Raw genomic sequence first — 22905 nt, forward strand, 5'->3', positions numbered from 1 at the left:
CATGAGCGGTCTGGTGCCCCGGCAGAGTCATCCCGGCACGGTCGCCGTCGGGGGCAGCGCCGAGCAGGTCACCGAGGCGTGGCTGGCCAACCGGCGGCTGTCGCCGCACACCCGGGAGGCGTACCGGCGCGACGTGGGCGGCTGGCTCGCCTGGTGCGCCGAGCGGCAGCTCGACCCGCTGCGGGCCTCGTTCCTGGACGTCAACGCCTACGCGCGGGGCCTGGAAGCCGCGCTGCTGGCGCCCTCCACGGTGGCGCGCAAGCTGTCGGGGCTGTCCAGCTGGTACGACTTCCTGCTCAAGCTGCGCGCCGTCGACGCGAACCCGGTCGGCGGGGCGGACCGCCCGTACGTGTCGCGCGACCACTCGTCGACCGTGGGCCTGACCGCCGAGGAGGTCGACGCGCTGCTGCTCGCCGCGGGACGCGAGAGCGGGGCGACCGCGGTGCGGAACCGGGCCGCACTGACCCTGCTCGCCGACCTGGGCCTGCGCGTCGGCGAGTTGTGCAGCCTCGACGTCGCCGACCTCGGCGTCGAACGCGGGCACCGCAGCCTGCGCTTCGTCGGCAAGGGCGGCCGGGCGCGACGGCGGGCGCTGACCCCGGACGCGGCGGCGGCGCTGGACGCGTACCTGGAGGAGAGAGCCGCCGCCGAGGGCACCCGGCCGGACCGGCTCGACGGACCGCTGCTGGTCACCGCGGGCGGGGGGCGCCTGGACCGGCACGCGGTCTTCCGGCTCGTGCGGCGCCTGGCCCGCGCGGCCGGCATCCCCGGCTGGGAGAAGCTGTCGCCGCACTCGCTGCGCCACGCCTTCGCCACGACCGCGCGCGCCGAGGGGGTCGCCCTGGAGGACGTGCAGGACGCCATGGGCCACGCCGACCCGCGCACCACCCGCCGCTACGACCGTGACCGTTACAACCTGGATCGTGACCCTTCGTACACACTTGCGGCGGCCCGGACCCGGCGCAGCGCGACCTAGGCGACCCCCTATTCTCGACCCGGGTCAGGGCACGACGATCACGGGACGCGAGGCGTGGGTTGAACATCTTCGAAGCGGTACTGCTCGGCGCGGTGGAAGGATTCACCGAGTTCCTGCCGATCTCCAGCACCGGGCACCTGACCATCCTGGAGAAGCTGCTCGGCTATCGGATCGACGACCCGGACATCACCGCGTTCACCGCGATCATCCAGTCCGGCGCCGTCCTGGCCACGCTGATCTTCCTGCGCAAGGACATCGCCCGCATCGTCCCGGCCTGGCTCAAGGGCGTGTTCAACAAGGCGCACCGCGACAACGCCGACTACCGCTTCGGCTGGGCGGTGATCCTCGGCTCGATCCCGATCGGCATCGTCGGCCTGCTCTTCCAGGACGACATCGAGACCACGCTGCGCAGCCTGTGGTTCGTCGCCGGCGCGCTGATCCTCTACAGCTTCGTCATGTGGTTCGCCGACCACGCCGCCACCGGCGTGCGGCACGCCGAGGACGTCACCTGGAAGGACACCCTGATCATCGGTACGGCCCAGTGCCTGGCCCTGATCCCCGGCGTGTCCCGCTCCGGCGCCACCATGACCGCCGGCCTGCTGCGTGACTTCGACCGCGTGACCGTCACCAAGCTGTCGTTCTTCCTCAGCGTCCCGGCCCTGTTCGGCGCGTCGGTGCTGCAGACCGCCACCGAGTACGACAACATCGCCGGCGGCGTCGGCTGGGCCCCCACGATCGTGGCCACCGTGGTCAGCTTCGTCGTCGGCTGGCTCGCCGTCTCGTGGCTGCTCAAGTTCATCGCCAAGCACTCGTACTCGATCTTCATCGGCTACCGCCTCGTGCTCGGCAGCGTGCTCATGGTCCTGCTCGCCACGAACGTCATCGAACCCAAATAAATCGACGTTTGTTGTTCTATGCCCCCTCGGCGGTTAGCGTAGCGTTACGTCGCGCTCACGCCGAGGGGGTTTCTGCATGCTCGACCGCCTCCCGCTGTTCCCGTTCCGCAGCCCCGCCGGCGACCCGTTCACCCCCGTCGGCGCCGAGCAGCTGCGCGCCCTCGACGGGCCGGTGACCCGAGTGCGGCTGCCCGCCGGCGGCTGGACCTGGCTGGTCACCCGGCACGAGGACGTCAAACAGATGCTGCGCTCCGACGCGTTCAGCGCCGACATGTACCGGCCCGGCTTCCCGCTGCTGCGCCCCCTGCCCCCGCAGAGCCCCGAGGGCCGGCGCGGCGGCTTCATCCGCATGGACGGCCCCGCCCACCTGCGGCTGCGCCGCATGCTCACCGCCGAATTCATGATCAAGAACGTGCGGCGCCTCGAACCCCTGATCACCCGGACCGTGGACGACGCCCTCGACCGGCTCGCCGCCGGCCCGCGCCCGGCCGACCTGGTCGCCGAGTACGCCCTGCCGGTCCCGTCGCTGGTCATCTGCCACCTGCTCGGCGTCCCCCACGCCGACCACGACTTCTTCCAGCGCCACAGCCGGATCCTCACCGACCGCGCCGCCGCCCCCGCCCCACTGCGCGACGCCATCACCGCCCTGCGCGTCTACCTGGGCACCCTCATCGAGACCAAGCGCACCAGCGGCCGCCCCGGCGACGACCTGCTCGGCCGGCTGGTCAGCGACCGCGTGCGCACCGGCGAGCTGGAGATCGGCGAACTCATCGGCATGGCCCTGCTCCTGCTGGTCGCGGGGCACGAGACCACCGCCAACATGATCGGCCTGTCGGTGCTGCTCCTGCTGCAACGCCCCGAGCAGTGGCAGCGGCTGCGCACCGCCCGCGAGGCCGGCCTCGACGCGCTGGTCGACGAGCTGCTGCGCTACCTCACCGTCGTGCGCACCGGCATCCCCCGCCAGGCCGTGCGCGACACCACCGTCGGCGGCCGCCGCATCGCCGCCGGCGACCCCGTCACCGCCCTGCTCTCCCTGGCCAACCGCGACCCCGCCGTCTTCGACCACCCGGGCGACTTCGACCCCTACCGCGACGCCCGCCAGCACCTCGCCTTCGGCCACGGCGTCCACCAGTGCATCGGCCAGCCCCTGGCCCGCGCCGAACTGCGCATCGCCCTGTCCCGCCTCGCCCACCGCCTGCCCGGCCTGCGCCTGGCCACCGACCCGGCGAGCCTGCGGACCCGCGACACCGCCATCGTCCACGGCCTCGCGGAGCTGCCCGTCACCTGGTGACCGGGGGGTCACGGGAGCGGGCCGTACTTGGCGTGGGGGGCCCGCACGGCATAGGCCCAGACCTGGTCGCCATAGGACCAGCGCCACCAGCAGGGAGTCCAGGGGACCAGACCGGCTCCGGTCAGAGCCTCGGCGAGCTGGGGCAGGTCGGGCAGGGTGGCGTCGCCGCGGACCGCGGTCAGGTCGACCGTGCCGCCGGTGGCGTGGGTCGCGGCGGTGCTGTGACCGGCCACGACGACCAGGCGTACGTCGCGGGGCAGGGCGCTCTGGGCGACGACGAGGCGTTCGACGACACCGAAGCGGAGCCGGGCCGGGGCGGTCACGCGCAGCGGGGCGGTCGTGGCCACGTCGACGAGGCGGTCGCCGGACTCGCGGACCTCGACGGCGGCGACGCGCGGGTCGGACGGCGGCACGGGCATGCGGGACACCCCGGCAGGGTCACCGGGGCGTCTGCAAAAACCCTGCAGCCCGGCTACAACGCCGGCAGCGGCAGGCCGGTGAGCTCGGTGTACTCGCGGGACCCGTACGCGCGGAAGGTGTCGATCGCCTCGGTGCGCGCCCGGCCGGCGCCCGCGTGATCACCGCGCGCCGCCGCCAGCTCGGCAAGGTCACGCACGGTCCGCGCCCAGAACAGGGTGGCGCCCTGGGCCTGGAAGATCCGCGCCGCCGCGGTCAGGGCGGCGCCGGCCTCGTCCAGGTTACCGACGGCCAGATCGAGCTCGCCGAGGGTGCGCAGAGCCATGGCCTCGGCCCACTTGTCGCGTTCGGCGCGGTGCTCGGCCAGCGCCTGCTCCAAGGGCGGGCGGGCCTCGGCCAGGCGCCCGGAACGCACCCACACCTTGGCCAGCGCCCGGCGGCAGAACGCGGTCAGCTTCGCGTCGCCGAGCTCCGCACAGATCGACAGCGCCTGCCGCAGCACGTCCTCGGCTTCGGCGTACCGGCCCTGCGCGCGGTGGGCGAGCGCGATCGAGCGCAGCGCGAGCGCCTGCCCGCGGACAGCCCCGGCCCGCCGGTACGCGGCCAGCGACGAGGCCAGCGCGGTGTCGGCGGCCGCCACGTCACCGCGCTCGAGATGCACCGAGCCGATGAGCCGGGCGACGTGGCCCACGGCCCGGTCGTCGCCCAGCCGCGCGGCGAGCCCGGCCGCCTGGGCCAGGAAGTGCTCGGCCTCGGGCAGGTAGCCCTGTTCGCGGGCGGCCAGCCCGATCGCCGCGAGGGCGCTGGCCTGGCCGCGTTCGTCGCCGAGGTCGCGGAAGCGTTCCGCCGCCTCGGTCAGGTGCCGGCGCGCGGCCGGATAGTCGTCCTGCTCGTAGCGGACCTGACCCAGGCACGCCAGCAGCACCGCCTCGCCGTGCACGTCCCCGGCCCGCCGGACCGCGCCCAGCGCCGCCCGGTGCGCGCGCTCCCACAGATCAGGGACGCTGTGCAGCACGTACGTAGAACTGCACAGCACCGCGGCCAGAGCCAGCGCGTGCCGGTCGAGCCCGAACTCGGCGGCGCGTTCGACCGCCGGCACGAGCGAGGTCTGCTCCGCGTCGAGCCACCCGCGCGGGTCGGCCAGCGCCTCGGAGAGCGCGCCGGAATCGACATCGGCGGAGGCAAGGAGGAAGGGCGCGACGGGCAGGATCATGCCGGACGTGGCGTGGTCGGTGATGTGCTCGCTGAGCCGGTCGAGCACCGCGGACCACGCCCCCGCCACCCGGGCGGTCGCGGCGACGAGGATGTCGCGCGGCTCGAGCTGCTCGGCCTGCTCACGCGCGTAGATGCGCACGAGATCGTGCAGCCGGTAACGCACGTGCCCGGTCGCGTCGACGTACGTGTAGTCGACCAGGTGCGCGTCGACGAGGCCTTCGAGGATCCGCTCGGCCTCCACCACCGGCACATCGAGGGCGTACGCGAGCACCCACGACCGGAAGTCCGACAGGCCCAGCTGCCCGAGCAGGTGGATCGCCGTGCGGACCCGCGGGTCGAGCCCGGCGAAGCTGAGCCCGATGCTGACCCGCAGCCGCTGGTCGCCGGCGGACAACTCGTCGAGGCGGCGCCGTTCGTCGCGCAGCCGGTCGGCGAGCAGGCCGGCCGTCCACTGCCGCCGGGTGGCCAGGCGCGCACCTGCCACGCGGACGGCCAGGGGCAGGTTGCCGCACGCCGCCACGATCGCCGCGGCGGCCGCCGGGTCGGCGTCGATGCGCTCGGCGCCGGCGACCCGGGCCAGCAGGGCGGTCGCCTCGGCGGTGGGCAGCAGGTCCAGCTCCTGCAGGCGAGCGCCGTCGAGACCGGCGAGCCGGGCGCGCGAGGTCACCAGCACCGACGACGTGCCGCTGCCCGGCAGCAACGGCCGGACCTGCCGCTCGTCCGCGGCGTCGTCGAGCACGATCAGCATGCGCCGGGAGGCGAGCAGCGTGCGGTACGCGTCGACGCGCTCGCCCGTACCGTCGGGAACCGCCGCCTCGGGACGCAGCGCCCGCAGGAAACGCCCCAGGATCTCCGCCGGGGAGGCCGGGGTGTCGGTGTTGCCGCGCAGGTCGGCGTGCAGCTGACCGTCCGGATAGCCGCCGGCGACGCGATGCGCGACGTGCACGGCGAGCGCGGACTTGCCGACCCCGCCCGGCCCGAGCAGCGCCACCACCGCCGGCCCGGGCGCGGCCAGCCGGTCGCCGAGCTGCGCGACCAGGTCCGTACGCCCGGTGAAGTCGGCTGAGTCCGGCGGCAGCTGCGCCGGGATCAGCCCGCCCACCGCCGCCGGGGTGACGGTGTCACCGCGCAGCAGGGCGTCGTGCAGCGCGGTGAGCTCGGCCTCGGGCTCGATGCCCAGCTCCTCGACCAGCGTCTCGCGGCCGCGCCGATAGACCGCCAGAGCCTCCGCCGTACGCCCGGAGCGGTGCAGGGCCAGCATCAGCTGCCGCCGCACCGGCCCCCGCGTGGGGTGCGCGCCGACGAGCACGGTCAGCTCCCCGACCAGTTCCGCGGTGCGCCCCAGGGCCAGGTCGGCCTCCACCCGCGCCTCGGTGACGGCGAGCCGCTGCTCGTCGAGGCGGGCGGCCTCGGCGGCCAGCACCCGGCTGCGGACCCCGCCGAGCGCCGGCCCGTGCCACACCGCGTCGGCGGCCCGGAACGCGTCGGCCGCCTCCTGATGCCGCCCGGCCCCGGCCGCGGCCCGCCCCCGCGCGACCAGCCGCTCGAACTCGTCCCGGTCCAGGCGGGCGGACCCGAGCCGGATCAGGTAGCCGGGCGCGCGGGTCACCACGATCGCCGGCGGATCGTCGTGCAGGGCGCGGCGCAGCGCGGACACGTACGTCTGGATGAGCGCCCGCGCCGTGGCCGGCGGATCGTCGTCCCACAGGATGTCGACCAGCCGGTCGGCGGGCACCACCCGGCCCGCCTCGAGCAGCAGCGCGGCGAGCAGGGTGCGCACCTTGGTGCCCCCGACGCCCAGCGGCGTGCCGTCGTGCGCGACCCCGACCGGCCCGAGCAGCCGGAACTCCATCTACGGCCTCCGTCGGTGCCGGCCCTGTCGTCGCAGCGCACTGTACTGCCGGGCCGGGCCTACGGCGAAATTGCAGAGAAGGTCCAGCGTGGAGGAAGAGGCTGTGCGTTCACGGGGGCGGTGGGGCGGCCCGGCCGCCCCACCGTGGGCTCTCACCGTGACGTGCTCATGACGGCGAGCGGAGCAGGGCCGACGCGAGCGCGGCGACCACCCGGTCGGCGTCGCCGCTCAGCCGGCGCAGGATCCCGGCGGTGAGGTCGCCGGGCAGCTCGGCGAGGGCCTGGACGACCCGGATCCGTACCGGTGGGTCGGCGCTCAGTTCGGCGACGAGGGCGTTCAGGACCGGGTCCGCGTGGGTGCGGGCCAGGACGCCCAGTGTTTCGGCGGCGTCGATGTCGTTGGTGCCGCCGGCCACCATGGCGACCAGCACGGGCACGGCTTGCGGCTCGCCGCGCGCGCCCGCGGCGAGAGCAGCCGAGCAGCGTACGCCCGGATCGCCGTCGTGCAACGCCCGCGTGAGCGCCGCGGTCGCCGCCTCGCCGGGCAGCTCGGCGAGGGCGTGCACCGCGCGGCGGCGTACCCCCGGGTCCTCGGACTGGAGACCGTCCGTCAGGTGGGCGGCGCCGGTGCCCGCGCGGGCGAGGGCCCAGCGCAGGGCGCCCGCGACGTTCGGGTCGGTCTCGGTCAGCACCGCCCCGGCCAGCAGCTCCGCCGGCACGTCGGCGTCCGGGGTGAGGATCGCCTGTTGCCGGCGGGCGGCGTCCGGGGAGTCCAGGCCGTGCAGCAGCGCCACGATGCGCAGCACCTCCTCCCAGTCGCCGGGCGCCGACGCGTCGACAGTGCGCAGCCGATCGAGGAGCTCCTGCTCGCGGTGCAACCGGTCCTGCGTACGCCGGATGAGGTCGGCCACCAGCGTGGCCGGCGCGAACGCGGGGTCCTGCAGCGCGCGGGCGACCTCGCGCAGCGACAGTCCGAGCGAGCGCAGGCTCTCGACGTGGAAGATGCGGCTGATGTCCTCGCCCGTGTACTCGCGGTAGCCGCCGACCGTGCGCCCGGTGGGCCGCACCAGCCCGAGCGCGTCGTAGTGGCGCAGCATGCGGGTGCTCACACCCGAGCGCCGCGCCACTTCACCGATCAGCATGGTCCGGGTCCTCCAGCATCGCCAGGGTGGTCCGGGCATGCTCGGCCACGCGCCGCAGCGGCGTCTCGCTGACGTCGCCGAGTGCGACCAGGGCCTGGCTGAGACTGCGGCGCACGTCGCGGTCGCCGCGCCCGAGCTGGGTGAGCAGCTCCGCGGCGAGGGCGGCGCCCTCGTCGCCGGGGACCAGCACGACGGCCGTACGCCAGGCCGTGCGCGCCACCTCGTCGTCGGGGTCGCGCAGCAGCTCGCGGGTGATGCCGGGCCACGCCGCCCGGTCACCGATCTTGGACAGGGTGTGCAGGGCCTGGCTGCGCGCCTGAGGGTGCGGTGAGCGCAGTTCCGCCCGCAGCCGGGGCACGGTGACCTCGGGCGGCAGGCGGGTCAGCGCCCAGGTGAGCATGTCGCGCACGAAGAAGTCCGGTTCGGTGCCGCTCTGGGCGATCAGGTCGTCGGCCTGGGCGGGGTCGGCCCGGGTCCCGGCGGCCAGCGCCGCTTGCAGCCGGCCCGAGGCCGTGGTCGGTGTCATGCGAACCAGTCAAGACCTTGTCACTGTGTCAAGGTCAAGCCCGGTCAGGCGGGTTCCCAGGCCACCAGCTGCTCGAGTACGCGCCGGTCGCCGGTGAACTGCAGCGCGTCGAGCGGGATCCGGCCGTAGAACCACAGCACCAGCTCGTTCGGGGTGCCCTGCGCGGCGACCGTCGCCGGGGTGTCACCGGGCGAGGTGACCCGGGCCCCGGCGCCGGACAGCTCCAGCCGCCAGGCCCCGCCGTCGCCGGTGCGGTAGTCGACGGTCGCGGGCTCGTGCGGCCAGGCGATCGGCGTGGTGACGCAGGTGAGAAGGAATTCCTCGACCCCGTCGCGGGCCGCGGCGGCGGGCAGCGGCTGCGGGTCGCCGACGGCGAGCTGCGCGTCGTACGTGTGCACGGCCATCTGCTGCAGCTGGTGGCGGGCCACCCCGCCGGCGGTCCGGGGCGACCCGCTCCACCAGGTCCAGCACTCCCGGTCCGGGCCGGCCGCGCGCAGGGCGTCGCGCAGCCGGCGCACCGACTCGTCGAACCACGTCAGCAGCGCCTCCCGTTCGCGCGGCGCGGCCGGGAGGTCCACCGGTGCGGGACCGTCGGCCGGGCCCGCCGCCACGGTCGCCGCCCACCGGCGACGGCCCTCGCCCAGATGCACCACCAGGTCGAACAGTGTCCACTCGGGGCAGGACGGCACCTGGACACCGAGGTCGGGCGCCGCGGCGACGACGGCCCGGAAGACGGCCGCCCGCTCGTCGATCAAGGACACCAGCTCGGAGAAGTCAAGATTCACCCCGGCTGTCTACCAGCCCGGCGGGTGGAGGCGACAGCCGTTTTCCTGTCGCTGATCCGGCTGAACGGCCGGGGCACGCGGGTTTACGGTGAGTGGCCACGGGGGGGACCGCCCGAGCGCCGGGCGCCAGACGCGGAGGCGGCAGCAGTATCCGGTCACCGGCAAAGGAGCCCCTCATGACCGACCGCTTCGATCCGAACATCCCGCCGACCAAGGACCCGACCGACCCCTGCATCGAGGGCGACTTCACCAGCATCGTCGGCATCACCGACCGGCCCACGCTGGGCAAGTCGAATCTCGTCGTCAACCGGGACCAGCCCTTCGACATCACCGTCGAGTGGCACGTCTTCGGCAACCTCGTGCCGCTGTGGCTGACCGCCTTGTCGGCGCGCACACGCAACTGGGTCGTCACCGCCTACGCCGAGTCGCAGGGCCCCGGCGACGAGAAGACCCTCGGCAGCGTCAACGTGCCGATCGGCGGGCCGACGTTCTCGCTCGACGAGAAGTACTCGGCGAAACTGACAGTGCCGGCGAACATGCTGGCCGAGGAGAACCCCGGCGATCCCACGCAGTCCGGCACGTACAAGATCGTCGTGACGACGTTCCTGGACTCCGATCTAGGTGCCGTGGGCTACGACATGATGGGCTACGCCGAGGGCCCGATCATCAAGGTGGAGAGCCCGCTCTGAGCCTCCCGGCCGGCGGCCCGTGCCCCTTCGCGGGCGAGCCGCCGGTTCCCTCAGGCCGCCTACTCCTTCAGCCCGCTTTTTCCTTCAGGCCGCTTCGACGTCGTCCATGACCACGCCGCCGAGCGAGCCGGCGTGGCGGGCGGCGAAGTCCCCGCGGTCGATGACGGTGAGCCGGGGCCGGGCCTTGCCGACCACCACCCGCCGGCCGCACGCCTGCTCGGTGCAGACGAACAACACCTCGGCGGACGTCTCGGTCTCGGCGACCATCTCGTGCGCCGTTTCCTCGAATCGCATGGTCAACCTTCCTGTCGCGTTGACCGCAGGTACCCGCGCCGGTGCCCGCGAACCGCCTTCATCCGACCCATCCGAGGGGAGCCCACGGTGGACGAACCGATCCACACCCCCGCCGCGACCCAGGCCGCCCTGGCCGCGCTGGCCCAGGGGACCTGCGAATATCCCGGCTGCCGTACGCCGGTGACGGTCTTCGTCGGCGACCGCTACGAAGTGAACGTCGAGTACGCTCGCATCCGCGGAACCGACCCGGCCGGGCCACGCCACGACCCCGCCCTGCCGGCCGCCGACCGCGACGCGTTCGACAACCTGCTGCTGCTCTGCAGCCCCCACCGCCGCCTCGTCGACCGCGACGAGCAGGCCTACCCGGCCGGGCTGCTCGAGATCTGGGCGTCGCGCCCGCCCGGCAACAACCTGCGCGGCCTCACCGAGCGGCGCTTGGACTCCTTGCTCACCACGGCGTTCGCCACCGCCCGCGACCACGTCGACGAGGCTCTGGCGCGCCTGGAGAAGACCGACCCCGAGGCGGCGGACCTGCTGCGGCACCTGATGGACGACCAGCGCACCGAGCGCTACCGGTACGGCACCGACCCCCGGCTGGCCGCCACCCTGGCCCGCATCAGCGACCAGCTCGACCTCCTCACCCGACAGCCCCCGCCCGAGCCACGCCCGCCCCGCCCGAACATCGGCTGGCGCTCCTGAGCATCGGCACCCCGCCCACCGCGGCACGCGGCGGGCGGGGTCAGCGCGCGTGCTTCAGCAGATAGGCACGGACGGCCTCCAGCAGTCCGGGGCTTTCCTCAACCGCCCACGTGACTGAATTGCAGCGTCCGCAGAGGAGCTGCCGGACGACGCCGGTGCGGTGATCGTGGTCGACCGTCAGGCGCCGGGACTCGCCTCCGCTGCCGCGCCGCGTCCCCGGCTGCCGGCAGATGGCGCACACGCCATCGCAACATACGACGTCGTGTGGGGTACCACATAACTGTCATTATGGTGTGCGCCGGTTTTGTCCGGTTCCCGGATTACTGGATTACCGTTAATGGCAAACCGGTAATTAATGCGGTTGCGGGACCGGGGGAGGAGCGGTTGCCTTCCGGGCATGCCGTTCGACTCGTACTTCGTGTGCGCCACGCCGCGTACCGGAAGCTCGCTGCTGCTCGGATTGCTCGACTCGACAGGAGTGTGCGGTCGACCGCAGTCGTACTTCCGCGCGCCGGACGAAGCACTGTGGGCCGATCGGTGGCAGCTGACCCGCCCCTACCGCTACCCGGACTTCGTGCGGGCCGCCCGGGCCGCCGGCAGCACACCGAACGGGGTGTTCGGCGCCAAGCTGATGTGGGGCACGGTGGGCGAGGTCGTCGACCGGCTGGGCGACGACCTCGCGGTCGTCGCAGGCGAGTTCGGCCGTACGGGCTTCGTCTACCTGAAGCGGCACGACGTCCTGGCGCAGGCTGTCTCCTGGCTGCGCGCCGAGCAGACCGCTACGTGGTTCGTCGGCGGCCACGGTGAGATCAGTGGCAACGACGGCGGCACCGGGCGGGAACCCACCTTCGACGCGGACGCGATCCGGCGGTTTGTGGACACGATCGAGGAGCACAACGCCGCGTGGGAGCGGTGGTTCGCCGCCTGCGGCATCCGCCCGCACCGGGTGACGTACGAGGATCTCGAGCAGGACATGGTGGCGGTGACGCGCGGGATCGTAGACTTCCTCGGCGTCGGAGGGCCGGCGGCGGCGATTGTGGCCCGGCACCGGCGGCAGGCCGACGAGCTGAACCGCCGATGGATCGCGCGGTACCGGCGCGAAACCTCAGGAGAATCGTTCTGACAGAAGATTGGCTCGACGACACGCGCCGCTCGTACGACACCGTGGCGCAGAATTACGCCGACCTTGTCCGCGACGCCGCCGGCCGGGCGTCGTACCTGCGGGGTGCGCTCGACATGTTCGCGAGCCTGGCCGAGGGGCCGGTGGCCGACGTGGGCTGCGGGCCGGGGCACTTCACGGCGTACCTGGCCCGGGCGGGCGCCGACGCGTTCGGCATCGACCTGTCGCCCGGGATGATCGCGGTGGCGCGGCGGGAGCATCCGGGGCTGCGCTTCGAGGTGGGGTCGATGACGGCGCTCGAGCTGGGTGACGCTTCGGTGGGCGGGCTGCTGTCGTTCTTCGCGCTGATCCACGTGCCGGACGCCGGGGTGCCCGCGGTGCTGGCCGAGTTCCACCGGGTGGTGCGGCCCGGCGGGTTGGTGCTGGTGGGCTTTCACGCCGGGCAGGGCAGCCGGCTGAAGACCGAGGGGTACGGCGGGCATCCGATGCGGGTCCACGTGCACCGGCGTACGCCCGAGGTGGTCGGCGCCTGGCTGGAGGCGGCCGGATTCACCGTGGAGGCGCAATTGCGCGAGGGCACGGCCGCGTACCTCTTCGCTAGGCGTCCCGGCGGCTGAGCACGACGGCCGCCACCGCCAGCACCGCGATCGTCCACACCAGCGCGGGCCCGGTACGCAACGCATCGGGCAGCCAGCCGGCGCTGGCGGGCACGAGGGCGCGCAGCACCGGCCCGGCGATCATGTACCAGCCGGTCAGCAGGCCGGCACTCGCCGCCGGGTGACGGATCAGGCTGCTCACCCCGGTGGCCAGAAGAGCCGTCATGACCAGGTACGCCGCCGCGCCCGCCCGATCCGCGAGCAGTGCCGCCCCGGCGCTGACGGGGGTGGCGGCGAGGGTGACGGCGACAGCCCTGGCGGTCGCCGCGGTGCCCCGGCGGGGAACGGCCAGCAGCGTGGTCCGTACCTCGGTCGTCCCGGCGAGGGTGCCGAGGACGAGCAGGCCGGCCTGGGTGTGGTCGAGTTCGCGCAGCAGCCCGGCCGCGACCAGCGTGACAGCGGCCGTCAGCCACACCGCCGGCAAGGTGAGCAGCCGGCCGGTCTCGGCCCGCACCGCGGCGGTGATCACGCGTCACGCCGCACGAACAGAGCGCCCGCGGTGGCGTTCACGCGTCGCGCCGGACGAACAGGGTGCCCGCGGCGGCGAGGAGCACGGCGACCCAGGCGGTCATGATCAGGCCGGCGACGAGCGGCGGCGGGTGGACCGGGCTGTCCATGCCGTGCAGGAACATGTGCGCCCCGACGATGTCGGGCAGGTAGGCGGCTGCCGGGGTCAGCTTGGTGAGCAGGTAGGACACGGAGACCACCGAGCTGTTCACGAGGAAGAGCACGAGGGGGACGATGCCGCTGCGGGTGACGATCGTGAACGCGTACGCGAGCAAGGCCGTCAGTACCCAGAACAGGACCGCCCCGGCGCAGCGGCCCCAACCGGGAGCGGGGACGGCGGTGCCGTGCACGACGGCGGTGACCGCGAGGGTGAGGATCGTGGCGAGCACGCCCTGCCCCGCGACGACGAGCACCAGCGCGGCGGTTTTGACCCCCAGCAGCCGTACGCGCCGCGGGGTCGCCAGCAGCGTGGCGCTGACCTGCCGGGATCCGGTGTCGTCGCGGGCGCGCGTGTATTCGCTGCTGATCGTCACGACGCCGAGGACGGTGGCGCCGATCAGGGCGAGTCCGAGGTGTTGCAGTCCCAGGTCGGCGCGGTCGGTGACTGTGCCGTCGGCCAGCGCTCGGCGTACGGCGGGGGCGTTGAGCACCACCAGCAGCGGCCCGGCCAGCAGGCCGATGAGCAGGCCGGCCCAGGCGCCGGGCAGCCCGGCGAGCTTGCGCAGTTCGGCGCTCATGCGGCCCTACCGCCGGTGAGGGTGAGGAACGCGGCTTCGAGCGAGGCGTGCCCGGCGGTGACCTCGCCGAGGGTGCCCTGCGCGGCGATCCGGCCGTGGTCGATGACGACGACGTCGTCCACGGTGGCGGACAGCTCGGTCATGAGGTGGCTGGACAGCAGCACGGTGTCGCCCCGGGCGGCGCGGGCGCGCAGCAGTTCGCGCATCCACACGATGCCGGCGGGATCCAGTCCGTTGACCGGCTCGTCCAGGATCAGCGTGCCGGGATCCCCGAGCAGGGCGGCGGCGAGCCCGAGACGCCGGCCCTGCCCGAGTGACAGCCGCCGGGTGCGGGTGCGGGCGGCCGGGGCCAGGCCGGTCAGCTCGAGCACCTCGTCGACGCGGGCGCGGGGCAGGCCGTTGCTGAGCGCCAGCCAGTGCAGGTGCCCGCGGCACGTCCGCGCGGGATGGGCCCCGCTGCCGTCGAGCAGCGCGCCGACCCGGGTGAGCGGGCGCGGCAGGTCGGCGTAGCGGTGGCCGTGGATCCGGGCGTGGCCGGTCGGGGTACGGTCCAGGCCGAGCAGGATCCGCAGGGTGGTGGTCTTGCCGGCGCCGTTGGGGCCGAGGAAGCCGGTGACGCGGCCGGGGCGGGCCGTGAAGCTGACGTCGTGCAGGACCCGGGTGCGGCCCTTGGACTTGCTCAGGTGCTCGATGCTGATCACCCCCGCAGTCAACCGGCGCCCGGGGTGCGTGCGCGTCGGACCGGGATCCCGTTTCGGCGCGCGGTCTAGGACCTGGGTCGTAGCTCTACAGTCGAGGCCATGAATCCGCGGCCGCTGTGGCAGTCCCGCTCGGTTCCGGTCGCGGTCGCGGCGGCGGTGACCGCGGTGCTGCTGCTGTGTGCCACCGGCACGCCCGGATCCGGGGCCCGGTGGGTCGTGCCGCTGCTCGGCGGGGCCGCCGCGGCGGTGGCGGTGTGGGCGCTGCTGCGCCGCCGGGCCGAACGCGCCGCGTACGAGCAGCGCCTCACCGCCTGGGCCGCGACCGAGGCGGTCCTCGGCGAGCGGCTGCGCATCGCCCGGGACCTGCACGACCTGGTGTCGCACGGCCTGGGCCTGATCACCGTGCGGGCGGCGGCCACCCGCGGGCTGCCGCAGTCGCCGCAGGTGCGGGCCGCGTTCACCGACATCGAGGAGGCGAGCCGGCACGCCACCGACGAGCTGCGCCGGATGCTGGCGGTGCTGCGCGAGCGCGACACCGCCGCGCCGCTGGAGCCCCTCGACGATCTGAGCACGCTGCCGGCGATCGTGCGGGCCGCCCGGCGCGGCGGGGTCCGGCCGCGGCTGAGCGCGGTGCCGCCCGGCGTGCAGGTCGCCGTGTGCGCGGTGGTCCGTGAGGGGCTGGCCAACGCCGCCCGGCACGCGGGCCCGGTGCCCGTCGACGTGCGGGTGCACCGCGAGGACGACCAGGTGGTGGTCACGGTCGCCGACGAGGGTCCGGCCCCGGGTCGGCCTGCGGCGGCGCCGGGTACGGGTTCACGGCCTGGCCGGGCTGCGCGAGCGCGTCGGCAGCCTCGGCGGCACAATGGCGGCCGGCCCGACGGGTACGGGCTATCTGCTCACCGCCCGGATCCCGGCGTGAACGTTCCGGGTCCCGGGCGGCCCGGCCCGGATGCCGGCGTGACGCGGGTGCTGCTGGCCGACGATCAGCCGTTGCTGCGCCGCAGCCTGGCCACGATCATCGCCGCGGAGCCGGACCTGGTCGTGCTGGGTGAGGCCGGCGACGGGGCCGAGGCGGTGCTGCACGCGCGGGCGGCGCGGCCGGATGTCGTGCTCATGGACGTGCGGATGCTCGCGGCCCGAGGACCTTCTCGACGCGATCCGGCGTACCGCCCGGGGTGAGGCTTTGTTCGCCCCGGCCATCCTCACCCGCCTGGTGGCGCACTATGTGGCGGCGCCGCGCCCGGCGGTGTCGGTGCGTCTGGCCGGGCTGACGCCGCGTGAGCGGGAGGTGCTGCAGCTGATCGGGGCGGGCCTGTCCAACGACGAGATCGCGGCCGCGCTGGTCATCGCCGCGAAGACGGTGAAGACCCACATCACGCATCTGCTGGCCAAGCTGGCGGCCCGTGACCGGGCCCAGCTGGTGATCGCCGCGTACGACGCCGGTCTGGTCAGGCCCCGCTGACCTGGCCGCGGTAGCCGCCCAGGGTCAGGCCCAGCACGGTGCGGAACTCGTTGGCCAGGTGGGCGTGGTCGCTGTAGCCCAGGTCGGCGGCGATGTCGGCGAGGGTGACGGTGGTGTCGGCGCGCAGCCGGGCGGCCGCTTCCTGCAGCCGGCGGCGGCGGATCATGGCCAGCGGGGGCAGGCCGACGTAGCGGGCGGCGAGGCGTTGCAGTGTGCGCGGGGACATGGCGAGGCGGGTGGCGGCGTCCTCGACCGTGCGGATGCCGGGGTCGGTGTCGATCAGCTCGGCCATCTCGTTGGCCAGCAGCGCCTCCCGCGACGGCGGCGGCACAGTGGTCTCCAGCCAGGCCGTGAAGGCGCCCACCGCCCGGGCGTGCCTGTCTCCGTCGCCGGTCATCGCCTCCGCCACGGCTTTGACCAGGTCCGGCTCGTCCACGGGGGCGGAGGCGTCGCGCAGGGCCGCCGGGTCCGCGGTGACGTGCGGGACCGCGGCCGGGCGCAGCAGGGCGCCGACGGCCCAGCCGGTGCCGGTCAGGTCGCGGTGCGAGGCGCGGGTCGCCGGGCCGGCCAGTGACACCGCCGTGCCCTCGACGACCAGGTTGCAGGCGGGGAACGCGATGAGGTGCTGGCGGGAGGTGCGTCCGGGCTGCAGGCGCCACTCGGGGATCCAGAACCAGCGGACCAGGTGCGCCACGGTGGCCGGGGCGGGCAGCCGGGCGAAGGTCGGCAGCCGCGCCGGATAGAGCACCCCGGCCGGCTGTCGCGAATCTTCAAGCCCGTGCGGTCCGCCCATACCTAGCATCCTTGCTCATGGCAGAGGACATCACGCCCGCCGACGGCGAGCACACCACGAACGGCACTCCGCACGGCGCGTCCAGCATCACCCCGTTCCTGGCGATCCCGGACGCGCGCGGGGCGATCGGCTTCTACCGCGACGTGTTCGGCGCGCGGGTGGTCGACGTGACGGAGATGGGCGGGATCGTGGCGCACGCTGTGCTTGACTTCGGCGCGGGGTTGCTGCAGGTGGGTGAGCCGATGCCCGACTACGGGCTGATTCCGGCGCCGGCGGGGGAGCAGGACTGTTATTCGCTGGGGCTGTACTGCCCGGACGTGGACACGGTGGTCGAGCGGGCGGTGGCGGCGGGCGCGGTGGTGCGCGAGGCGCCGGCGACGTTCGTGTCGGGGGACCGGTTCGCGAGCATCCGCGACCCGTACGGCGTCCGCTGGTCGGTCATGACCCGCGTCGAGGACCTGTCGGAGCAGGAGAGCGCCCGCCGCGTCGCCGAGTGGGCCGCCGCCCAGTGAGCGAACGCGCAACCCGCGCATGAGCGGCCTGTCCGCGACGTGCACCGCCCGCCACCCGCCGCGGTGAGCGAACGCGCAACCCGCGCATGAGCGGCCTGTCCGCGACGTGCACCGCCCGCCACCCGCGGCTGTGAGCGAACGCGCATCGCGCGCATGAGCGATCTGCTCGCCTCGCGCGGCCGGGGTGCTCGTCACGCCGCGGCGGTGAGCAGGGGCAGCCGGACGTGCGGGGACGGGATGCGGCCGTCGGCGTGCAGGGCGGCCTTCACGCCGACGGGGTTCGGGTGCGCGAACAGCTGCAGCGCCAGCCGGGTGAGCCGGTGCCCGAGCCCCCGCGCCCGCGGCACGTCCCCGCGCGCCCACGCGTCGGCGAGCGACACGAACGCGGCGGTCTCCACGTGCGCGGACGCCACGATGCCGCCGGCCGCGCCGAGGGCGAGCATGGCCGGCAGGTACGGGTCGTCGCCGCCGAGGATCGCGAAGCCGGGCGGCGGGTCGGCCAGCAGCGCCACGGTCTCCGCGTCGATGCCGCCCGGGGCGAGCTTCATCCCGGTGACCCCGGGCAGCGCGGCCAGGCGGTGCACGGTCGCGGCGGACAACGGCTGCGCGGTCCGATACGGCACGTGGTAGATCAGCACCGGCACCGGGCTGCGGGCGGCGAGCTGCGCGAAGTACGCGACCACGCCGTCCTCGCCCGGCCGCACGAACGGGGGCACCACACTCAGCACCGCCGCCGATCCGGGCACGGCCTCGCCGGCGCCCACGATCAGCGGGGCGTCGCGGTCGCGGCAGACGCGCGTGAGCACGTCGAGCACCCCGGCGCGTTCGGCCGCGCTCAGCGACGACGGCCCGCCCGTGGTACCCAGGGCGACGAGCCCGCGCGCCCCGCCGTCGAGCACCTCGTGCGCCAGGCGCCGCAGCACCTCGGGCTGCACCGCGCCCGCGTCGTCGAAGGGCGTGATCATCGGCACGTACACACCGTCGAAGGTCATGCCGCCCAGCCTGCGCGCCCGTCCAGCATCAGGTCCAGTTCCGGTTCGTACGCCCGGCCGTAAGCTGACCTGATGCTCGACGCGTCCCGGCTGCGGCTGCTGCACGACCTGTCCCGTCTCGGCACGATCGCCGCCGTGGCGCGCCTGCGCACGTACACCCCGTCGGCGGTGTCGCAGCAGCTGGCCGCCCTGGAACGCGAGGCCGGTGCCGCCCTGCTCACCCGTACCGGCCGCACGGTGACCCTCACCGCCGCCGGACGGGCCCTGGCCGGCCACGCGGCCACGGTCCTGGCCGCCCTGGACGAGGCCGAAGCCGCCCTGGCCGCGCTGCGCGAGGGCCTGACCGGGCCGCTGCGCATCGGGGCGTACCCGTCGGCGGTGCGCACCCTGCTGCCCGCCGCCCTGGTCGACCTCGCCCGCGACCACCCCGGCCTGGACCTGACCGTCACCGAACTGGATCCCGTCGCCGTGCCCGCGGCCCTGGCCGACCGCACCCTGGACGTCGGCCTGATCCAGGACTACGACGTCGCCCCCGGCATCCCCGACCCGGCGCTGGGATCCCGGCCCCTGCTCGACGAGACCATCCACCTGGCCGGCGCCCCCACTTTGGCCGCGGCCGCCGGCGCCCCGTGGATCCTCGCCACGCCCGGCACCCTGTGCCACACCGCGACCCTGCACCTGTGCCGTTCCGCCGGTTTCGAGCCCCGCGCCCGCCACCACGCCGACGACTTCGCCACCGTCCTCGCCCTGGTCGCCGCCGGCCAGGGCGTCTCCGTCGTCCCGCACCTCGCCACCGCCGGCGCCCCGCCCGGCGTGACCCTCACCCCGCTGCCGGCCCGCCGCCGCACCCGCATCGCCTACCGCCGCGGCACCGCCGGCCACCCCGCCGTCGCCGCCTGCGTCACCGCCCTGCAAGCCGCAGCCGCCGCCTACCTTCCCCAGGACCGGCCGTAACCATCGCGCTGCAACGCCGGGTCATCGATCGGCGGGCGCCACTCCCGGCGTCGCCCGTGCCGGACCGCGGCGGCGCCGGCGGCCACGAGCAGCAGCACACCTGCCCCGCCCGCGGCCACGACCAGCGACTGGTCGCGGGCCTGGGTGCGGGCGGCGGCCCCGGCGGCGGGCGGGAAGAGCAGCGCGGGGCGGGGCGCGGGACTTGCTTGCGCGGCGAGGGTTTCGGTGAGGGCCCGGTACGGGTTGAGCACGCCGGTTCCGTACGCGTCGGATCGGGCACCGCCCGGCGCCGGGTCCGCGGTGGCCTGGATGCGACGGGTCACCTGGGCCGGGGTCAGCGTGGGGAACCGCTGCCGGATCAGCGCGGCGGTCGCGGCCACGAACGGGGTCGCGAAGCTCGTGCCCTGACCGGTGGTCTGCCCGCGCCCGGGCACCGCGATCGTGACGCCGACACCGGGCGCGGTCACGTCCACATAGTCACCGCGCTGCGAGAAGCCGGCGAGGACCCCGTCCGGGCCCAGGGCGCCGACACCCAGCACCCCCGGGTACGCGGCCGGGAACGGCGGCGGCCCGTCGGCGCCCTGGTTGCCCGCGGCGGCCACCACGACCACGCCGGCGTTCAGAGCGTCCTGGACGGCGGCGCGGATGCGGGGGTCGTCGCGGGTCGTCACCAGTGAAAGATTGATCACATCGGCATCGCCGCCGCCGGGTGACGCCGCCCATGCGATCGCCGCCGCGAAGGTGCCCGGCCCGGCCGGGTCGCCGCCGTCGCCGGTGCGCTCGCTGACCCGTACGGGCACGATCGTCGCCCCCGGCGCCAGCCCCCGCAGCCCGGCGCCGGCGCGGGCGGCCGCGGCGATGACGCTCGCCACCGCGGTGCCGTGCCCGATGCAGTCCTGCCGGCCGTCGGGGTGCCCGTGCAGGAAGTCGCGGCCGCGGTCGACGTGCCCGGCGAGCTGCGGATTCGCCGCGTCCACGCCGGAGTCGACCACGGCGACGCGCACGCCCGCGCCGGTGGCGAAACCGGCCAGGCGCTCCGGGGCGTACAGCAGATCCTCGGCCGGGCGGGCGGGCAGATCCGCCGCGGCAGCCGGCGGTCGCGGGCAGACGAACGCGTGCGCCGGGGCGACCGGGACCAGCACGCCCGCCGCGGCCACGACGGCCCCTCCCAGCACGGATCGACACACGCGCATACCTGGATGGTAGCGATTGACCGCCCGGGACGCGCCCGGCTAGGTTGAGGGCAACCAACTGCGGCTGGCGAGGGAAACCGGTGCAAGTCCGGTGCGGTCGCGCCACTGTGAACGGGCCCTGGGCCCGTGAGTCAGGACACTCGCCCGTCGCAGGCCTTTCGACCGGGACGCGTCATCCCGCAAGGAGCTCTGATCCGCCGTGGCCAAGATCCAGGCCGTCCGTCCGCTCGACCCGCCCGCCGTCTCCCCGCGCACGCTGGTGATCGCCGCCGCCGTGGTCGCCGGGCTGCTGCTGCTGGCCTACCTGGTGGCCTTCGACCAGGGCGCCGTCTCGCGCAGCGGCATGTTCCTGCACGAGCTCATGCACGACGGCCGGCACCTGCTGGGCGTCCCATGCCACTGACCGCCCGCAAGGTCACCTTCGGGCAGCTGCTGCTGCGCGGGCTGCTGGCGGGCCTGATCGCCGGGCTGTTCGCCGGCACCTTCGCCTACTTCCTCGGTGAGCCCAAGGTCGACGCGGCCATCGCCATCGAGGAGGCCCAGGCCGGCGCGGGCGAGCCCGCCGGGCACAGCCACGACGACGAGGAGGCCCTGGTCTCCCGCGACAGGCAGAAGGGCGGCCTGTTCCTGGCCACCGGCCTCTACGGCGTGGCCATGGGCGGCCTGCTCGCCACCGCCTACACCGTCCTGCGCCGCCGGCTGCGCACCACCGACGACGCCCGGGCCGCGCTCGGGCTCGCCGGGGCCGCCCTGGCCGGGCTGGTGCTGGTGCCCTTCGTCAAATATCCGCCCAACCCGCCCGCGGTCGGCGACCCGTCGACCATCGACCAGCGCACGATCAGCTATCTGTCCATCGTGGTGATCGGCCTGGTCGCCGTGTGGGCAGGCGTGCTCGCCTTCCGCTCGCTGCGCCCCGGCGCCGCCGAAGTGGCCCGCCTGGCCACCGGCGCCGGCGCGTTCCTGCTCGTCGTGCTGGTCGGCTATGTGCTGCTGCCCACCATCGACGAGGTGCCGGAGACGTTCCCGCCGTCGCTGCTCTACAGCTTCCGGCTGACGTCGCTGGGCACCCAGGTCACCCTGTGGCTGACGCTCGGGCTCGCCTTCGCGGCGCTGCTGGCGCGGCTGAGCACCCCGGCCGTGCGGGAACCCGAGCCCGTGGCGGTGTGAGCGGCACCCTTCGCCTGCTGGCCAGCGCACCCACCCGCGCCCTGCGGGAGGCCCGCTTCGGCGGCGACGACGATCTGGACGAGGGCGGTCGCGCGGCCGCCCTCGCCCTGTCCGCCTTCGGCCGCGACGCCCTGTGGGTGTGTGCGCCCTCCCGCGCCGCCCGGGAGACCGCCCAGGCCCTCGGCCGCTCGGCCCTGACCGAGAAGGCCCTGGCCGACCCCGGCTTCGGCGCCTGGACCGGACGCACCCTGACCGAGATCGCCCAGGACGACCCCACCGGCCTGCAGCACTGGCTCAGCGACCCGGCGGCGGCCCCGCACGGCGGCGAGCCGCTTTCCGAGGTACGCGACCGCGCCGCGGCCTGGATGGACGCCATGTCCACCGAGCGGGTCGTCGCCGTGGCCCACCCGATCGTCGTACGCGCGCTGCTCGTCCACGCCCTCGGGCTGCCCGGCGACCGCATGTGGGGACTCGACGTGGCACCGCTGTCGGTGACCCGGCTCACGTACCGGCTCGGGCGCTGGAACCTGCACTTCCCCCCGGCCGCCTGACCCGCCTTTCCCTTCCCTCGCTTCGCCGGCGCCTCCTTCTCCTTCCCTCCCTCGCTTCGCCGGCGCCGCTTTCTCCTCGCGGCGCGGGCGAGCCGGCGGGCCAGGGCCGCGAACCGGCGAATGTGGGAAGCTTTCGCCCATGACGACGCCGCAGCCGCCCGAGCAGCCCGCACCGCTCTTCTCGCCGCAGCAGGCGTGGCCTGCCCCCGCCGCCGGCGCGCCCGCCACCGGCACCGACCCGGTCGTGGCACCCGCGGGCCCCCTCGGTACCCCCGTCACCGACCCGGCCGAGCCCCGGCCCCGCCGCAAACTCAGCCCGCTGCTGCTCGCCGCCACCGCCGGAGCCCTCGCCGGCGCCCTGGTCGTCGGCGCCGTCTGGCTCGGCACCGCCCTCGACGCCGACGGCAGCGCCCCCTCGGCCGACAACGACGCCCGGGCCGCCTGCGACATCTTCGACCGGGTGCCCGACACCTGGCAGCAGGAGACCTTCACCCAGGCCAACACCGCCCGCCTGCAGGCCGGCATCGCCTTGGCCGTCGCCGCCGCCGAGGACGACGCCCGCTACCGCGCCCTCGCCGCCGAGGCCCAGCGCGCCCAGCAGGCCCTCGTCGGCCTGCAGCTCGACGGCATCGCCACCCAGGTCCGCGCCGCCCGCTCCCGGTGCGACGACCTCTGAGCCCACCGGCCGCCTGTTCCCGGCGGCCCCGGGGCGCACCCGCTGTGACGCATCCCTCCGGCCGGACCCGGCGCTGAACCGGCCGGGGCCGACAGGCGTGTAC

At 74.9% G+C, this 22905-nt stretch carries 26 protein-coding genes, 2 pseudogenes and 1 riboswitch; of the genes and pseudogenes, 15 read left to right on the forward strand and 13 right to left on the reverse strand.

The window, feature by feature from the left end; all coding sequences use genetic code 11:
- Window position 1: 1 nt before the first annotated feature.
- From RAN62_RS05175 to RAN62_RS05185, 3 genes are all read left to right on the forward strand, one after another.
- Window positions 2-976 (forward strand): tyrosine-type recombinase/integrase, encoded by a 975-nt coding sequence (locus RAN62_RS05175; protein WP_305783301.1) that lies wholly within the window; start codon window positions 2-4, stop codon window positions 974-976.
- A 59-nt stretch (window positions 977-1035) separates the two neighbouring features.
- Window positions 1036-1872 (forward strand): undecaprenyl-diphosphate phosphatase, encoded by an 837-nt coding sequence (locus RAN62_RS05180; RefSeq protein ID WP_305783302.1) that lies wholly within the window; start codon window positions 1036-1038, stop codon window positions 1870-1872.
- Between the two features lie 76 nt (window positions 1873-1948).
- Window positions 1949-3163, forward strand: coding sequence for a cytochrome P450 (locus RAN62_RS05185; RefSeq protein ID WP_305783303.1), 1215 nt, complete (start codon window positions 1949-1951; stop codon window positions 3161-3163).
- Between the two features lie 8 nt (window positions 3164-3171).
- Here the strand turns inward: RAN62_RS05185 and RAN62_RS05190 are convergent, their stop codons facing one another.
- From RAN62_RS05190 to RAN62_RS05210, 5 genes are all read right to left on the reverse strand, one after another.
- A complete protein-coding gene (locus RAN62_RS05190) occupies window positions 3172-3582 on the reverse strand; it encodes a M15 family metallopeptidase domain-containing protein (protein ID WP_305783304.1) in 411 nt (136 codons plus the stop codon).
- Between the two features lie 53 nt (window positions 3583-3635).
- Complete coding sequence (locus RAN62_RS05195; RefSeq protein ID WP_305783305.1) at window positions 3636-6647, reverse strand: AfsR/SARP family transcriptional regulator; 3012 nt, start codon at window positions 6645-6647, stop codon at window positions 3636-3638.
- Between the two features lie 166 nt (window positions 6648-6813).
- On the reverse strand, window positions 6814-7788 hold the full coding sequence (locus RAN62_RS05200) for a HEAT repeat domain-containing protein (RefSeq protein ID WP_305783306.1): 975 nt from the start codon (window positions 7786-7788) through the stop codon (window positions 6814-6816).
- Complete coding sequence (locus tag RAN62_RS05205) at window positions 7775-8314, reverse strand: HEAT repeat domain-containing protein (RefSeq protein WP_305783307.1); 540 nt, start codon at window positions 8312-8314, stop codon at window positions 7775-7777. The genes RAN62_RS05200 and RAN62_RS05205 overlap by 14 nt, the downstream gene beginning before the upstream one ends.
- A gap of 44 nt (window positions 8315-8358) precedes the next feature.
- Entirely contained in the window at window positions 8359-9099 is a 741-nt protein-coding gene (locus tag RAN62_RS05210; protein ID WP_305783308.1) for a maleylpyruvate isomerase family mycothiol-dependent enzyme, read from the reverse strand.
- A gap of 176 nt (window positions 9100-9275) precedes the next feature.
- On the opposite strand from RAN62_RS05210, the gene RAN62_RS05215 reads away from it, so the two are divergent.
- The gene (locus tag RAN62_RS05215; protein ID WP_305783309.1) at window positions 9276-9788 is read left to right on the forward strand and encodes a hypothetical protein; all 513 of its coding nucleotides are present in this window, start codon (window positions 9276-9278) and stop codon (window positions 9786-9788) included.
- An 84-nt stretch (window positions 9789-9872) separates the two neighbouring features.
- On the opposite strand, the gene RAN62_RS05220 is transcribed toward RAN62_RS05215, so the two are convergent.
- Entirely contained in the window at window positions 9873-10082 is a 210-nt protein-coding gene (locus RAN62_RS05220; RefSeq protein ID WP_305783310.1) for a hypothetical protein, read from the reverse strand.
- A gap of 87 nt (window positions 10083-10169) precedes the next feature.
- On the opposite strand from RAN62_RS05220, the gene RAN62_RS05225 reads away from it, so the two are divergent.
- On the forward strand, window positions 10170-10781 hold the full coding sequence (locus tag RAN62_RS05225) for a hypothetical protein (protein ID WP_305783311.1): 612 nt from the start codon (window positions 10170-10172) through the stop codon (window positions 10779-10781).
- Window positions 10782-10821: 40 nt separating this feature from the next.
- Here RAN62_RS05225 and RAN62_RS05230 read toward each other — a convergent pair whose 3' ends face one another.
- Complete coding sequence (locus tag RAN62_RS05230; RefSeq protein ID WP_305783312.1) at window positions 10822-11022, reverse strand: endonuclease domain-containing protein; 201 nt, start codon at window positions 11020-11022, stop codon at window positions 10822-10824.
- A 156-nt stretch (window positions 11023-11178) separates the two neighbouring features.
- Here RAN62_RS05230 and RAN62_RS05235 point away from each other — a divergent pair, with 156 nt between their 5' ends.
- Window positions 11179-11904 (forward strand): Stf0 family sulfotransferase, encoded by a 726-nt coding sequence (locus RAN62_RS05235; protein WP_305783313.1) that lies wholly within the window; start codon window positions 11179-11181, stop codon window positions 11902-11904.
- Window positions 11859-12518 carry a class I SAM-dependent methyltransferase gene (locus RAN62_RS05240; RefSeq protein WP_438874469.1) on the forward strand — a complete coding sequence of 220 codons (660 nt, stop codon included), beginning with the start codon at window positions 11859-11861 and terminating at the stop codon, window positions 12516-12518. Before RAN62_RS05235 ends, RAN62_RS05240 begins: the two co-directional genes overlap by 46 nt.
- On the opposite strand, the gene RAN62_RS05245 is transcribed toward RAN62_RS05240, so the two are convergent.
- Genes RAN62_RS05245 through RAN62_RS05255 form a run of 3 tightly spaced genes read right to left on the reverse strand, consistent with a single transcriptional unit; the run spans window position 12499 to window position 14502 of the window.
- Window positions 12499-13026 carry a hypothetical protein gene (locus RAN62_RS05245; RefSeq protein ID WP_305783315.1) on the reverse strand — a complete coding sequence of 176 codons (528 nt, stop codon included), beginning with the start codon at window positions 13024-13026 and terminating at the stop codon, window positions 12499-12501. The two genes, RAN62_RS05240 and RAN62_RS05245, sit on opposite strands and share 20 nt — an antisense overlap.
- A gap of 37 nt (window positions 13027-13063) precedes the next feature.
- The gene (locus RAN62_RS05250; protein WP_305783316.1) at window positions 13064-13801 is read right to left on the reverse strand and encodes a hypothetical protein; all 738 of its coding nucleotides are present in this window, start codon (window positions 13799-13801) and stop codon (window positions 13064-13066) included.
- Window positions 13798-14502 carry an ABC transporter ATP-binding protein gene (locus tag RAN62_RS05255; RefSeq protein ID WP_305783317.1) on the reverse strand — a complete coding sequence of 235 codons (705 nt, stop codon included), beginning with the start codon at window positions 14500-14502 and terminating at the stop codon, window positions 13798-13800. The genes RAN62_RS05250 and RAN62_RS05255 overlap by 4 nt, the downstream gene beginning before the upstream one ends.
- A gap of 99 nt (window positions 14503-14601) precedes the next feature.
- Between RAN62_RS05255 and RAN62_RS05260 the strand changes: the two are divergent.
- Together RAN62_RS05260 and RAN62_RS05265 are read left to right on the forward strand one after the other, a co-directional pair.
- Window positions 14602-15378, forward strand: a pseudogene (locus RAN62_RS05260) (sensor histidine kinase); the annotation flags it as partial.
- A gap of 81 nt (window positions 15379-15459) precedes the next feature.
- Window positions 15460-15964, forward strand: a pseudogene (locus RAN62_RS05265) (response regulator transcription factor).
- Here the strand turns inward: RAN62_RS05265 and RAN62_RS05270 are convergent.
- A complete protein-coding gene (locus tag RAN62_RS05270) occupies window positions 15951-16757 on the reverse strand; it encodes an AraC family transcriptional regulator (RefSeq protein WP_369077140.1) in 807 nt (268 codons plus the stop codon). The pseudogene RAN62_RS05265 and the gene RAN62_RS05270 overlap by 14 nt on opposite strands.
- A 17-nt stretch (window positions 16758-16774) precedes the next feature.
- Here RAN62_RS05270 and RAN62_RS05275 point away from each other — a divergent pair, with 17 nt between their 5' ends.
- Window positions 16775-17269, forward strand: coding sequence for a VOC family protein (locus tag RAN62_RS05275; RefSeq protein WP_305783318.1), 495 nt, complete (start codon window positions 16775-16777; stop codon window positions 17267-17269).
- Between the two features lie 191 nt (window positions 17270-17460).
- Here the strand turns inward: RAN62_RS05275 and RAN62_RS05280 are convergent, their stop codons facing one another.
- Window positions 17461-18261, reverse strand: coding sequence for a dihydrodipicolinate synthase family protein (locus tag RAN62_RS05280; RefSeq protein ID WP_305783319.1), 801 nt, complete (start codon window positions 18259-18261; stop codon window positions 17461-17463).
- Window positions 18262-18333: 72 nt separating this feature from the next.
- Between RAN62_RS05280 and RAN62_RS05285 the strand changes: the two genes are divergently transcribed.
- Window positions 18334-19215 (forward strand): LysR family transcriptional regulator, encoded by an 882-nt coding sequence (locus RAN62_RS05285; RefSeq protein ID WP_305783320.1) that lies wholly within the window; start codon window positions 18334-18336, stop codon window positions 19213-19215.
- Here RAN62_RS05285 and mycP read toward each other — a convergent pair.
- Entirely contained in the window at window positions 19191-20408 is a 1218-nt protein-coding gene (gene mycP / locus RAN62_RS05290) for a type VII secretion-associated serine protease mycosin (RefSeq protein ID WP_305783321.1), read from the reverse strand. The genes RAN62_RS05285 and mycP overlap by 25 nt on opposite strands.
- Before the next feature lie 14 nt (window positions 20409-20422).
- Window positions 20423-20570, forward strand: a riboswitch (cobalamin riboswitch).
- A gap of 37 nt (window positions 20571-20607) precedes the next feature.
- Here mycP and RAN62_RS05295 point away from each other — a divergent pair.
- From RAN62_RS05295 to RAN62_RS05310, 4 genes are all read left to right on the forward strand, one after another.
- Window positions 20608-20811, forward strand: a complete 204-nt coding sequence (locus RAN62_RS05295) for a CbtB domain-containing protein (RefSeq protein ID WP_305783322.1) — start codon at window positions 20608-20610, stop codon at window positions 20809-20811.
- Window positions 20802-21575: a CbtA family protein gene (locus RAN62_RS05300; RefSeq protein ID WP_305783323.1), complete on the forward strand. Its 774-nt coding sequence runs from the start codon at window positions 20802-20804 to the stop codon at window positions 21573-21575. Before RAN62_RS05295 ends, RAN62_RS05300 begins: the two co-directional genes overlap by 10 nt.
- Entirely contained in the window at window positions 21572-22126 is a 555-nt protein-coding gene (locus RAN62_RS05305) for a histidine phosphatase family protein (RefSeq protein ID WP_305783324.1), read from the forward strand. The genes RAN62_RS05300 and RAN62_RS05305 overlap by 4 nt, the downstream gene beginning before the upstream one ends.
- Before the next feature lie 139 nt (window positions 22127-22265).
- The gene (locus tag RAN62_RS05310) at window positions 22266-22802 is read left to right on the forward strand and encodes a hypothetical protein (RefSeq protein ID WP_305783325.1); all 537 of its coding nucleotides are present in this window, start codon (window positions 22266-22268) and stop codon (window positions 22800-22802) included.
- Window positions 22803-22905 lie beyond the last annotated feature (103 nt).

Origin of the sequence: Symbioplanes lichenis (assembly GCF_030709675.1) — a bacterium.
Classification (GTDB): domain Bacteria; phylum Actinomycetota; class Actinomycetes; order Mycobacteriales; family Micromonosporaceae; genus Actinoplanes; species Actinoplanes lichenis.